Here is a 13,084-nt window from a genome sequence, read left to right on the forward strand (position 1 = left end):
GCGTCCAGGGCGGCGACCACGGCGTCGACGGGAGCCGGGTCGCGCGGCGGCGTGCGCCAGCCGCCCAAGCGGTGTTCCAGCTCGGCGGCGAGCGAATCCCAGGTCAACGGGTCGGCGCCCCGCAAGCCCTGCTGCGCCAGCGCGTCGGCCAGCCCGCGGGCGTCTGGCGCCAGCCGCACCGGATCGGCGCTCGCCGGCAGGTCGACGTGCAGGTTGAGGCACAGCGCCCCGTCCGGGCCGATGTGGTTGGCGTGCCGCTCGCCGGCCTCGTGGGTGACCAGGTAGCCGGTCGCGCACCAGGTCTCGCGCCCGCCCGACAGTTCCAAAAAGCCGCCGGCCAGCACGGCGCAGGCGTAGGCGGCCGTGTGCTCGTGCTGCGGGGCGAGGCCGGGCGCATGCCGGCTCAACGTCACCGGCGCCGCCGCCGTCCCGGGGCCGGCGCCGATCAGGTCCAGGTTTTCGCCGAGGGCCAAGCGACGCATGGGCTAAGAAGGAACCGCGTGATTGAGGCTTCGCCAAGGCTGTCGGGCGGGGACCTGAACGCGCCGCCGTCCGCATTCGTCGAATTACATCAGCCCCAGCGCCTTCAGGCTGGCCACGCCGTCGCGGCCGACCACCAGGTGGTCGTGGACGCTGACGCCTAGCACGCGCATGGCGTCGACGATCATCCGGGTCATGTCGGCGTCGGCGCGGCTGGGGGTGGGGTCGCCGGACGGGTGGTTGTGCACCAGGATCAGCGACGCGGCCGACAGCTCCAGCGTCCGGCGCGCCACCTCGCGCGGATAGACCGCGGCGTGGTCGATCGTGCCGCGCAGCATCACCTCGTCGGCGATCAGCTGGTTCTTCTTGTCGAGATAGATGACGCGGAACTGCTCGCGGGTCTCGTGCGCCAGGGCGACGCGCAGATAGGCCAGCAGCGCCGTCCACGACGAGATCACGGTCCGCTTCCTGACGGGCTCGGCCGCGACCCGGCGGGCCACGTCGTGCAGGGCGCGCAGGTCCAGCGCCGTCTCAGGGCCGATCTTCAGGACCTTGCCCTTGGCGTCCAGCGCCGAAACCGTGGTCAGGGCCTCGATCGGGGCGGCGAGGGCGGCGGCCAGCGAGCCGAACCGCCCCAGCAACGCCTTGGCCAGCGGCTTCACGTCCCGCTGCGGGATCGAGCGGAACAGGAACAGCTCCAGCAGCTCGTAGTCGGGCAGGCTCTCCAGCCCGGCGGCGTGGGCCCGCGCTCGCAGCCGTTCCCGGTGGCCGGCCGTGCTCTGGGCGTGGGTGGGCGGCGAGGGCGGAGACGCGACCAGCTCGAACGGCGCCGCGGCGCGTCCGACCATCTCCCTCGCACTCTGCTCCGCAAGACCCGACGCACGCCCCATGACCGCCTCCCAAGTCTGACGCGATCATGCCGGAACAAATGTGGAACGTCTAGGCGGGCTCGGCGCGCCGGGTCCGGGCCAGGTGGGCGTAGACGGCGGCGGCGACCTGCGCCCCTTCGCCGACCGCGGCGGCGACGCGCTTGATCGATCCCGAGCGCACGTCGCCGACCGCGAAGACGCCGGGGACGCTCGTCTCCAGCGGATGGCCCGCGTCGGCCCCGGTGACGATGAAGCCGCGGTTGTCGAGCGCCACGCCCGAGCCGTCCAGCCACGCGGTCTCCGGCTCGGCTCCGATAAACAGGAACAGGTGGCGCACCGGCCGCTCGGTCACCTGACCGGTCCGCACGTCGCGCCAGCGCACGGCCTCCAGCACGCCGTCGTGTCCCACCAGGCCGCAGACCTCTGAGCGGGGCACGACCTCTACGTTGGGCCGGGCGGCGATGCGTTCGACCAGATAGCTGGACATCCGCTCGTCCAGCCGGTCGCGGCGGATCAGCATCCAGACCTTGGCCACGTGCTGGGACAGGAACACCGCCGCCTGGCCGGCCGAATTGCCGCCGCCGACCAGCACCACCTCCTGGTCGCAGCACAGCCGCGCCTCCAGCGGCGAGGCCCAGTAGTGGATCGAGGCGGCTTCGAACGCGTCGGTCTCCACCGTGTCCAGCCGGCGGTAGGCGGCGCCGCTGGCGATCACGACGGTGCGGGCGCGCACGCGCTCCTCGTCCGCCAGGTCGACCGTGAAGACCCCGTCCGGCCCGGAGGCCAGCCGGATCACCTTGTCGGGTATGGCGACCTCCACGCCGAACTTCTGGGCCTGGGTGTAGGCTCGGGCCATCAGGGCCAGGCCGGTGATGCCGGTGGGAAAGCCGAGATAGTTCTCGATCCGCGCCGAGGCGCCGGCCTGGCCCCCGAAGGCGCGGCAGTCCAGGACCAGCACCGACAGCCCGTCCGAGCCGGCGTAGACGGCCGAGGCCAGGCCGGCCGGGCCGGCCCCGACCACCACCACGTCGTAGGTCCGGTCGGGATCCAGCGTGCCGACCAGGCCGAGGCAACGGGCCAGCTGGTTCTCGGTGGGATTGCGCAGCAGCTGGCCGTCCGGACAGAGCACGATCGGCAGCTCGTCCGGCGGGAGGTGGAAGCGCTCGATGATCTGGGCGGCGGTCGGATCGCCGTCCGGGTCGAGGTGGTGCATCGGATGCCCGTTGCGGGCCAGGAAGCCCTCCAGCCGCACCACGTCCGGATGGCCCTCGGGTCCGACGATGATCGGCCCGCCGCCGCCGACCTCCAGCAGGGCGACCCGGCGCAGGATCAGGGCGCGCATGACGCGCTCGCCCAGGTCCGCCTCCTCGATCATCAGCGCCCGTAGCTGCTTGGGCGGAATGGCCACGGCCTCGGTGTCGGCCGTCGCCCGGATGGTCACCAGGGCGGGACGGCCGGCCAGCTGGCCGACCTCGCCGGTGAAGCCGCCGCGCGCGTAGCTGACGACCTCTTGCTCCTGGCCGGCGGCGTCGCGGTAGCTGACCCTGACGCCGCCCGAGAGGATCAGGTTGAGCCCGAGCCCGACCTGGCCTTCCGACACCAGCGCCTCGCCTGCGCGGAAGCGGCGGGGTTCGCCGAAGCGGCTCAGCCGCTCGATCTCCGCCGCGTCGAAGACGGGGAACATCTGGTCGCGGCGGGCGGCGAGGGTGGGAGGCAGGTCGACCACGCCCCATCGACCCGGAAGAGCGCCTGTGGTTCCGCGATCGGGGCTCCCGGCGTGCGTCCGGACGGGCTAAATCGCTCCCATGCCCGTGCTCGAATCCCCCGCCGTCGCCGACCTGACCGAAGCCGACGCCGTTCGCGAACTGGAACGGCTGGCGCGTGAAATCGCCGAGCACGACCAGGCCTATTATCGCGACGAGGCGCCGAGCGTGTCGGACGCCGAGTACGACGCCCTCAAGCGCCGCAACGAGGACATCGAAGCGCGCTTCCCGGCGCTGGTTCGCGAGGACTCTCCGTCGAAGCGGGTGGGCGTCGCGCCCTCGACCCAGTTCGCGCCGGTCACCCACGGCGTGCCCATGCTGTCGCTGGACAACGCCTTCGCCGAGGAGGAGGTGGTCGAGTTCGTCGGGCGCATCCGTCGCTTCCTGAAGCTGACGCCGGAAGAGCCGGTCTGGTTCGCGGTCGAGCCCAAGATCGACGGCCTGTCGGCCAACCTGCGCTACGAAAAGGGCGTGCTGGTGCGCGGGGCCACCCGCGGCGACGGCCGCACCGGCGAGGACGTCACCGCCAACCTCCGCACCATCGCCGACATCCCGCACCGCCTGAAGGGCGAGGGCATTCCCGACGTGATCGAGGTGCGCGGCGAGGTCTACGCGCCGCTGGACGGCTTCGCCGCCTTCAACGCCGCGGCCGAGGCCGAGGGCGGGCGCACCTACGCCAACCCGCGCAACTTCGCCTCCGGCTCGCTGCGCCAGATCGATCCGGGCGTGACGGCGAAACGTCCGCTGCGCTTCTTCGCCTACGGCTGGGGCCTGACCAGTTCGGAGTTCGCCGCCACCCAGAGCGAGGCGCTGGAAAAGCTGCGCAGCTGGGGCTTCGTGGTCAACGACCGCTCCGAGCGGCGCGAGGGCGCGCCGGGCCTGATGGAGGCCTATCGCTGGACCGAGGCCGACCGGCCGAAGCTGAACTACGACATCGACGGGCTGGTCTATAAGGCCGACCGGCTGGACTGGCAGAACCGGCTGGGCTTCGTCTCCCGCTCGCCGCGCTGGGCCGTCGCCCACAAGTTCCCGGCCCAGCAGGCCCGCACCGTGCTGGAAGGCATCGACATCCAGGTCGGCCGCACCGGCTCGCTGACGCCGGTGGCGCGGCTGAAGCCCGTGACCGTTGGCGGCGTGGTCGTGCGCAACGCCACCCTGCACAACGCCGACGAGATCGAGCGCAAGGACGTGCGGGTCGGCGACACGGTGATCCTGCAGCGCGCCGGCGACGTGATCCCGCAGATCCTGGGCTCAGTCCCCGACGAGCCGCGAGGCGAAGAGGCTTACCAGTTTCCCCACGTGTGCCCTTGCCCGCTCAAGACGGCGGTGGTGCGCGAGACCATGGGCGAGACCAAGGAAGGGGAGCCGATCTACGGCGTGGTGCGCCGCTGCACCGGCGAGTTCGCCTGCCCCTACCAGCGCATCGAGCACCTGAAGCACTTCGTCTCGCGCCGCGCCTTCGACATCGAGGGGTTGGGTGAGAAGCAGCTGCAGGCCTTCTACGACGACGGCTGGGTGCGCGAACCGGCGGACATCTTCGGTCTGGCCGAGCGCGAGAAGGCCAGCCTGAAGAAGCTGAAGGACCGCGAGGGCTTCGGCGAAACCAGCGTGAAGAACCTGTTCGCCGCCATCGAGGCGCGTCGGACCATCGCGCTGGACCGCTTCATCTACGGCCTGGGGATCCGCCACGTCGGCGAGACCACGGCCATCACGCTCGCCCGCGGCTACGGCTCGGCCGAGCACTTCCTGGAGGCCGCCGACGCGGTGGCCAACGGGGACGAGGCGGCGGTGGCCGAGATGGACGCCCTGGACCAGGTCGGCGACGCGGTGATCGACGCGGTCGCCGCCTACTTCGCCGAGGACCACAACCGCGGCGTGGTCGAACGGCTGAAGGCCCAGCTGCAGGTCCAGGACGCAGAGAAGCCGAAAACCGACACGGCGGTGGCCGGCAAGACGGTGGTGTTCACCGGCGCGCTGGAACGCATGACCCGCGACGAGGCCAAGGCTCAGGCCGAGAGCCTGGGCGCCAAGGTCGCCTCGTCGGTGTCGAAGAAGACCGACCTGGTGGTGGCCGGCCCGGGCGCCGGCTCCAAGCTGAAGCAGGCGTCCGAGCTAGGCATCGAGGTGCTGACCGAAGACGAGTGGCTGACGCTGGTGGGGCGCTAGCCTCTCGGGATCAGAAGTACGTCGCCAGCTTCAGCTTCCGCTTGGTCCCGTCGGCCAGGGTCAAGTCGACCGTGCGGCCGGCCTCGCCCGTGCGCCACTTCGATAGCTCCGAGCCGTTGTAGTCGGCCCCGATCGTGTGGCCGTCGACGGCGGTGATCTCCTCGCCGGCCTTCCAGCCCGCGGCCTGCGCCGGCGAGCCCGGCGCGACGTAGGCGACCTTCAGTCGGTCGCCCTGGGCGACGACCTGCAGGCCAGAGCGGTCCTTGTCGAAGGGCTTGGCCGCCGCGTCCGCCTGCGGGACCAGGTAGAGGGTGTCCTTCGGATAGTCGGTGATCAGGCGGAAACGGCTGATCACCGGCAGGCCGAGGTTGCCGAAGGTGCGGTCGGAGTCGACCGCTGCGGCGCCCGGCGTCGACAGCACGGTGGGGATGTCGTGGAACTCGACGCCGCCGAACTTCAGCGTCTTCACCGTCGTCGTGCCTTGCTCGCGGGCGCCGCCGATGGCCCCGGCCAGGGCCTTGGAGGTCGGGCGGCCGTCCAGCAGCTTCTGCGGCTCCCAGAACGACTTGTAGAGCAGCAGCGGCGAGCCGTTGCCGATGTCGAAGTCGAGCAGGACGGGCGAGCGGCCCTCGACCGACACCTCGACCGCGCGCAGGCCGCCGACCTCCTTGACCGGGACGGCCACGGCGCCCGCCGGCGGGACCAGCCTGGCCGGGTCGTGGAAGGCGATGCGGTGGCCCTGGAAGTCGATGTCGACGGCCAGCTGGTTGAACGCCTCCTTGCCCAGGATCACCGGCATCGGCCGGCCGATGCGCTTCTCGACCTCGGACAGGTCGATGATGGCGACCGTCAGGTTCTTCAGCGTCATGTCGCCGATCACTACGTCGACGCCGGTCGCGAGCGCGGCGGTGGAGGAGCCGCCGGTGCCTTCGGCCGGAAGTTCGCCGACGGTCTTCAGACCCAGCTTTTCGGCGAAGGGCTTGTCCAGCACGGTCGCTTCAGCGCCGCTGTCCAGCAGCACCTGCACCGGCGTGCCGTTCACGGCGGCGGGGATGTAGATGCGGTTGGCGTTGAAGAAGTCGAAGTCGACCCAGCCGGTGCCCGACGCCCCGTTCGCGAAGGCGTAGGTCGCCTCGTCGGCCGGGCGCTGGAACAGCTCGGCGGCCGGCGCGCGGTTCAGCTCGATCTTGCCGTAGACGACCTTGGCGTTCGCGGCGGCGTTCTCGTTCTCACTGCTTTCGAAGAAGGCCATGCGCACGCCGTCGACCATGCGCCAGTCGCCGTAACGGACGATGCGCGTGCGCTTGTTCTCGACCGCGCGCAGGGCGTGGAGCGCCCCGGTCTTCGGATCCAGGAACAGGTCGTAGGTGTCGGGATCACCGAAGTTCACCCGCACCACCGACCAGCTGCGGCCGTCCAGCGTTTCGGCCGGCAGCAGGTTCAGTTTCGCGCCGCCTTCGCCGTGCAGGGCGCCGGCGAACATCAGGGCCGCGCCGTCGCGGGCGTCGTCGGCCATGTGGGCGTCGAGGTCCTCGATCTGGCCGCTCATGTTGCGGGTCCAGGCGTCGGCGGCGGTGACGGCGGTCAGCTCGCGCACGGCGCCCAGGTCGACGTCCTGGCGGGCCTCGCCCTTGCGGTCGGTCCAGGCGTCGACCGTCCCGGTCAGGCCGGCGGCCTCGACCCGGCCCTGCTGGTGCACCGAGGTCAGGGCCTCGAAGGCCGCGCCGCCGCGCCAGGCCAGGTGGCGCGAGACCACGTCGGACAGCGGGTCGGCCGCGACCGGCGAGGCCAGCACGGCCAGGGCGGCGGCGAGGGGCAGGGGGCGCAGCATGCGGTCGGCTCCTTCGGGCGACGCCGGGAGAGGGTGTCGCTTTGAACTAGTAGTTCACGCTACTAGCGTCGAGGCAGCGACCTGTCGCCTTAAGCTTTCGTAAGACGCGCTCAGCGCCCCTGCAGGCTCTGGACCGTCGGGGTGTGGTCCAGGGCGTCGGCCTCGATGTCGGGCGTGCGCAGCTTCAGATGGGCGAACCACCGACGCGCGCCCTCCAGCTCGTCCTCGGCGACCGGGGTCCAGCGGCCGTTCACCTGTACGGCTTTCAGCACCGACAGGCTGACCGAGTTCAGCACGTTGCCGCCGACCGTCAGGATCACCGCCTGACGCGGATCGACCTTGACCACCAGGTCGCAGTGCAGGGGCGCGTACTCGCCGGCCTGGGCGGCGCGGTCGGCGACGGTGCGATAGGTGGTCTCGCCGCGCGCGTTGCACAGCAGGTCGCCGGGCGAGATGTCCCGCTCGCCCAGGTCGTAGGCGACGAAGGCCGCGTAGGGCGCGCGGCCCTGGCGGGCGGCGACGGCCTGGTCGACGTACTCCCAGTGGGCGACGGAGCGGGCGAAGACGTCCGGATCGCCCAGGCCGCCTTCGCACATCACCCAGGAGACGAAGGCCGCCGACCAGGGCTGGAGCCAGCCCCGGCCTTCGCCCGCCGGCTCGCGCCAGATGGCGTTCTGCCGGAGCAGCACCTTCCAGCCGTCGGGCGTGGCGGTCCAGTAGCCGGCGACGGTGGCGTAGGTGTCTTCCTCGTCCTCGGAGCTGCCCAGCCGCAGGATCCGCCGCGTCAGCCGGGGCTGGGGCAGGGGCGGATTGAGGGCGTCGGGCACCAGCTCCAGATCGCCTTCGCCGCCGGGCAGCAGGCGGGTCTCGGTGGTGGCGAGGTCGAGCGTCTGGAAGCCGAACACCGCCCACTCCTGGACGGCGACGTCGACCAGGCGCCGGCGCGTGTCGGCGCCCACCGGGGCGACCCGGCAGGCGCGCTGCCAGACTTCGAACGAGCCGGGGCCGCCGGTCACCCGCTCCTCGGGCGGGATGACGTCCAGCACCGAGCGGGGCAGGCGATTGCTCGGGGCGTCCGGGCCGGCGGCTCCGGTCAGGAGCGTCGCCGCCAGCAGGACCGCCGCCCGGAGCATGGGATCACACCGGCGCGCAGGCCTCGGCCAGCCAGACGCCGACCTGGGGCTCGACCTGCGGCCCGACCACGGCCAGCACCCGCGCGTGGTAGGCGTTCAGCCAGTCGCGCTCCTCGGTGCTGAGCAGGGACGGCTCGATCAGCCGGCGGTCGATGGGGGCCAGGGTCAGGGTCTCGAAGCCCAGCATGGCCCGCTCGCCGCCCGGGATCTGGGCGGCGGCGGTGACCACCTGCAGGTTCTCGATGCGGATGCCGTAGGCGTCGGTCTTGTAATAGCCGGGCTCGTTGGAAAGGATCATGCCCGGCCGGAGGGCGATCGAGTTCGGCGCCTTGGAGATCCGCTGCGGCCCCTCGTGCACGCTCAGGAACGAGCCGACGCCGTGGCCGGTGCCGTGGTCGTAGTCGAGGCCGGCTTCCCACAGCGGCTGGCGCGCCAGGGCGTCCAGGGCGTGGCCGGTGGTGCCGGCCGGGAAGCGCACGCGCGACAGCGCGATGTGGCCTTTCAGCACGCGGGTGAAGCGGTCGCGCATCTCCGCCGTCGGCTCGCCCATGGCGACCGTGCGGGTGATGTCGGTGGTGCCGTCCTCATACTGCGCGCCGCTGTCGACCAGCAGCAGCGAGCCCTTCTCGGTCTTGCGGTTGGTGCGCTCGGTCGGACGGTAGTGGACGATCGCGCCGTTCGGGCCGGCCCCGGCGATGGTGTCGAAGGACAGGTCCTTCAGCGCGCCGGTGGCCTCGCGGAAGCTCTCCAGCTTCTGGGTGACCTCGATCTCGTCGGGCAGGGTGGTCTGCGCTTCGGTGGCCAGCCAGTGGAGGAAGCGGGTCACCGCCGCGCCGTCGCGGGCGTGGGCGTCGCGCGCGCCCTGCACCTCGACCGGGTTCTTGGCGGCGCGCGGCAGGGCGGTCGGATCGAGCCCGCGGACCACGGTGGCGCCGGCCGCCTGCAGGCGGTCGAAGTACCAGGCCGGCGACTGCGACGGGTCGACCAGCACCTTCTTGCCCTTCAGCGCGTCCAGCGCCGACGGCAGCACGGACGGATCCTCCAGGCTGACCGCGTTGCCCAGCCACTGCTGCAGGCCCGAGGTCACCTTGGCGGGATCCAGGAACAGGCGCGCGGTGCCGTCCTTGTTCAGGATGGCCTGGCCCAGCGGCATGGGGGCGCGTTTCACGTCGCCGCCGCGCACGTTGAACAGCCAGGCGATCGAGGGGGCGACGCTGATCACCGCGGCGTCGGCGTTCAGGCTCTCGCCGACGCGCTGGCGCTTCCTGGCGGCGTCCTCGCCGGAGAACTCGGCCGCGTGCGGCGCGATCGGCGCGGTCGGCTGGGCCGGGCGGTCGGCGCCCCAGGCGGCGTCCAGCGGGTTGGCCTCGACGGGGCGCAGGGTGGCGCCGACCTTCTCGGCCGCGACGCGCAGGTGATACAGCGCGTCGGGGCTGTGCAGCTTGGGATCGTAGCCGATCACCAGGCCGTCGCCGGGCAGGGTCTCCAGGTAGGCCGGCACGCCGCCCTCGACCAGGTCGCGGATCTCGAACAGGCCCTCGTCGACCTGGTCTCGCACCTGCAGGGTGTAGCGGCCGTCGACGAACACCGCGGCCTTGTCCTTCAGCACCACGGCCGCGCCGGCCGAGCCGGTGAAGCCGGTCAGCCAGGCCAGACGGTCGTTGGCCTCGGGCAGGTACTCGTTCTGGTGCTCGTCCTCGTGCGGCACCAGGAAGCCGTCCAGGCCCTGGCGCGCCATCTCGGCGCGCAGGCGGGGCAGGTGCTTGGAGCCGAAGGACGGATCGGTGGTTTCGTCGAAGGTCTGGCGCATGGCGCGGACCCTAGCGCCGGGAGCGCGGGCTGCAAGCGGCGAGGGCGAGATTTCGCCGTCGGAGGCGCCCGGCCGCCATGGTCGCGCCGCGTCGCTTGCGGTGAATCCCCGGCCGCTCTCAGGGGTTTCCCGATGGGGTCCGCCCGCCCTCGGACGTAAGTAGCATTCTCCACGTGGACCGCGCGGAGGCCGCCAATGTCCTTGTCCCGCCATTTCGACCGCACCCAGCCCGGCCAGTCGCGGCGCATGCTCCTGGCCTCGGGCGCGGCCCTGCTGGCGGTCTCGACCGCCCCGGGCTGCAAGCCTCGCGGAGAGGCCGGCAAGGCGCCGCCGGCCGCGGCGCCGAAGACCGGGACGGTGCTGGCCGACGCCACCGACGCTTACGTCTACGGCTATCCGCTGATGACGATGGAAATGACGCGGCGGGTCAGCATCAACACGGCGACGCCCGAGGGTTCGCACGCGCCGATCAACCAGTTCGCCAACCTGCGAAGCTATCCCGACGCCACCTTCCGCGACGTCACCGCGCCCAACGCCGACACCCTGTACTCCAGCGCCTGGCTGGACGTCGGTGCGGATCCGATCGTCGTGCAGCTCCCGGATATGGGGTCGCGCTACTACCTGTTCCCCTTGCTGGACGGCTGGACCAACGTATTCCAGTCGCCGGGCAAGCGGACCACGGGCGCCGGGCCGCAGACCTTCGCCGTCACCGGGCCGAAATGGACCGGAACGCTGCCGGCCGGGATGACGCAATACCGGTCCCCGACCGGCATGGTCTGGGTGCTGGGACGCACCTATTCGACCGGGACGCCGCAGGACTACGCCCAGGTCCACGCCCTGCAGGACCAGTACAAGCTCACCCCGCTCAGCGCCTGGGGCAAGCCGTACAAACGGCCGAAAGGGGTGGTGGATCCGAACGTCGACATGAAGACCCCGGTGCGCACCCAAGTCGAGACCATGAGCGCCCCGAACTTCTTCAAGCGGCTGGCCGAGCTCCTGAGGGCCAATCCGCCGGCCGCCGCCGACGCGCCCATGGTGGCCCAGCTGGCGCGTGTCGGCATCGTGCCCGGGCAGGACTTCGACGCCTCGAAACTGGACGACGCCACCGCCGAGCAGGCCAAGGCGGCGGCGCTCAAGCGGATCAGCGACCACTTCTCGAAGGCGGGCAAGGCCGTGAACGGCTGGACCTTCGCCTCGCCCACCGGCCAGTACGGGACCGACTACCTGCAGCGCGCCTTCGTCGCCCAGGCCGGGTTAGGGGCCAACCTGCCCGAGGACGCGATCTATCCGACCACCAAGGTCGACAGCGCCGGCAAGCCGCTCGATGCGGCGGCGAACAGCTACGTCATCCGCTTCCCGAAGGACGGCCTGCCGCCGGTGAACGGCTTCTGGTCGATCACCATGTACGACCCGCAGTACTTCTTAGTGGCCAATCCGCTGAACCGCTTCACCGTCAGCGCACGGGACAAGCTGCAGCAGAACCCCGACGGTTCGACCGACATCTACGTCCAGGCCGGCTCGCCGGGGAAGGACAAGGAATCCAACTGGCTGCCGGCGCCGAGCGGGCCTTTCATCCTGATGGCCCGCACCTACTGGCCCAAGCCGGCCCTGGTCGACGGAACCTATCAACTGCCGCCGGTCCAGGTCGCCGGCCCGGCCGCCGCCGCGGCTCAGTGAGCTACGCTCAGCGCCGCTCCAGCACCAGGGTGCACCAGGCGTCCTTGCGGATGCGCTCGACCAGCTTGAAGCCGCGATTCAGGTAGGCGGCGCGGACGTAGCGCTCCTGGGTGCGCAGCAGGCCCGACAGGATGGCCGTGCCGCCCGGCTTCAGCGCGCCCTTGATGTCCTGGGCCAGCGAGACCAGCGGCCGGGCCAGGATGTTGGCGAACACCAGATCGTAGGGCGCGTCCCTGCGCACTTCCGGATGGTCCAGGCCCGAGGCCCAGACGAAACGGGCGTTGGCGCTGTTCACCGCGGCGTTCTCGCGCGAGATGCGGACCGAGACGGCGTCGATGTCGGTGCCGACGGCTTTCTTCGAGCCGGTCCGGGCGGCGGCGATGGCCAGCACGCCGGTGCCGGCGCCGACGTCCAGCACCTTGGGGAAGCGCTTCTTGCGCAGCAGCCGGTCGTAGGCCTTCAGGCAGCCGACCGTGGTGCCGTGGTGGCCGGTGCCGAAGGCGGCGCCGGCCTCGATGCGCAGGTTCACGGCGTTGGGCGGGGTGCGGCCGCGGTCGTGCAGGCCGAACACGAAGAAGCGCCCGGCGCGCACCGGCGGCAGGCCCGACAGCGCCATGGCCAGCCAGTCGGCGTCGGCCAGGGTCTCGGTGACCACGGTCAGCTCGGCGAATTCGCCCAGCACGCGGCGGAAGTTCTCGGCTTCCTCCGAGCTGGTCGGGAAGGCGTCGATGCGCCAGATGCCGCGGTCCTCGTCCTCTTCGAGGATCGAGTAGGTCGCGCCCTCCAGCAGGGCGTCGTTGTCGACGGCGACGGCGGCGGCTTCGGCTTCGGCGCGGGGGCCGCGGGCGACGATCTGGACGGCGGGTTCGTTCATGCGCGCGCTCCTAGCGCATTTTCCGCCGGAGGGGACGCGCTGCGGTGAAGAAAATGCGCCGTGACGAGAGTCTTTTGAGGACCGGCGGCGTGCGAAATGCAGCGCCTGGGCCCGGAACCAGGGCCGAACGTGTTGCGTAAAGACTTTCCTAAGGCGCGCTTGGGTTACACTCCGATTCGGACATGTCGCGCCCTCGCGCGGCGCGAGGATCGAAATTCCGGGGGTTGAGACCAGTCATGGCGAAGAGTCCGGCGAAGGCGGGAAGCGCCGAAACCACGAAAACCACCGCCAAGCCGAAAGCCGCGGCTGCGAAGCCGGCGGCGGCGAAAGCGACGACGACCAAGGCGGCGGCTCCGAAGGCCGCGGCCCCGAAGCCTGCGACCAAGGCTCCGGCGGCGAAGGCCGCGGCGCCGAAGGCGGCCAAGCCGGCCGCCGCGAAGGCGGCGCCTAAGGCGGCTGCGGCCAAGGCTCCGGCCAAGGC

Annotated in this window: 10 protein-coding genes; 3 read left to right on the forward strand and 7 right to left on the reverse strand. The window is 71.6% G+C overall.

Going from position 1 to position 13,084, the window contains the following annotated elements; genetic code table 11:
• The 3 genes from G3573_RS15010 to G3573_RS15020 form a co-directional block, all read right to left on the reverse strand.
• Window positions 1-482, reverse strand: a 482-nt coding sequence (locus G3573_RS15010) for a hypothetical protein (RefSeq protein ID WP_205598276.1), incomplete at its 3' end; no start/stop codon positions are given.
• A gap of 84 nt (window positions 483-566) precedes the next feature.
• The gene (gene radC, locus G3573_RS15015; RefSeq protein ID WP_163262049.1) at window positions 567-1,328 is read right to left on the reverse strand and encodes a DNA repair protein RadC; all 762 of its coding nucleotides are present in this window, start codon (window positions 1,326-1,328) and stop codon (window positions 567-569) included.
• Window positions 1,329-1,419: 91 nt separating this feature from the next.
• A complete protein-coding gene (locus tag G3573_RS15020; protein ID WP_346427391.1) occupies window positions 1,420-3,075 on the reverse strand; it encodes an FAD-dependent oxidoreductase in 1,656 nt (551 codons plus the stop codon).
• A gap of 79 nt (window positions 3,076-3,154) precedes the next feature.
• On the opposite strand from G3573_RS15020, the gene ligA reads away from it, so the two are divergent.
• A complete protein-coding gene (ligA, locus tag G3573_RS15025) occupies window positions 3,155-5,278 on the forward strand; it encodes an NAD-dependent DNA ligase LigA (protein ID WP_163262051.1) in 2,124 nt (707 codons plus the stop codon).
• A 10-nt stretch (window positions 5,279-5,288) separates the two neighbouring features.
• Here the strand turns inward: ligA and G3573_RS15030 are convergent, their stop codons facing one another.
• From G3573_RS15030 to G3573_RS15040, 3 genes are all read right to left on the reverse strand, one after another.
• Window positions 5,289-7,109: an aspartyl protease family protein gene (locus G3573_RS15030; RefSeq protein WP_163262053.1), complete on the reverse strand. Its 1,821-nt coding sequence runs from the start codon at window positions 7,107-7,109 to the stop codon at window positions 5,289-5,291.
• Between the two features lie 110 nt (window positions 7,110-7,219).
• Window positions 7,220-8,242: a DUF2272 domain-containing protein gene (locus G3573_RS15035; protein WP_163262056.1), complete on the reverse strand. Its 1,023-nt coding sequence runs from the start codon at window positions 8,240-8,242 to the stop codon at window positions 7,220-7,222.
• Between the two features lie 4 nt (window positions 8,243-8,246).
• Window positions 8,247-10,052, reverse strand: coding sequence for an aminopeptidase P family protein (locus G3573_RS15040; RefSeq protein ID WP_163262058.1), 1,806 nt, complete (start codon window positions 10,050-10,052; stop codon window positions 8,247-8,249).
• A gap of 195 nt (window positions 10,053-10,247) precedes the next feature.
• Here G3573_RS15040 and G3573_RS15045 point away from each other — a divergent pair, with 195 nt between their 5' ends.
• On the forward strand, window positions 10,248-11,729 hold the full coding sequence (locus G3573_RS15045; protein ID WP_163262060.1) for a DUF1254 domain-containing protein: 1,482 nt from the start codon (window positions 10,248-10,250) through the stop codon (window positions 11,727-11,729).
• Between the two features lie 7 nt (window positions 11,730-11,736).
• Here G3573_RS15045 and G3573_RS15050 read toward each other — a convergent pair whose 3' ends face one another.
• Window positions 11,737-12,603, reverse strand: coding sequence for a 50S ribosomal protein L11 methyltransferase (locus G3573_RS15050; RefSeq protein ID WP_163262062.1), 867 nt, complete (start codon window positions 12,601-12,603; stop codon window positions 11,737-11,739).
• 236 nt (window positions 12,604-12,839) lie between these two features.
• Between G3573_RS15050 and G3573_RS22035 the strand changes: the two genes are divergently transcribed.
• Window positions 12,840-13,084 (forward strand): hypothetical protein (locus tag G3573_RS22035; RefSeq protein ID WP_205598277.1); only part of this gene is annotated, 245 nt, incomplete at its 3' end.

Origin of the sequence: Caulobacter sp. 17J65-9, from assembly GCF_010975005.1 — a bacterium.
Taxonomy (GTDB): Bacteria; Pseudomonadota; Alphaproteobacteria; order Caulobacterales; family Caulobacteraceae; genus 17J80-11.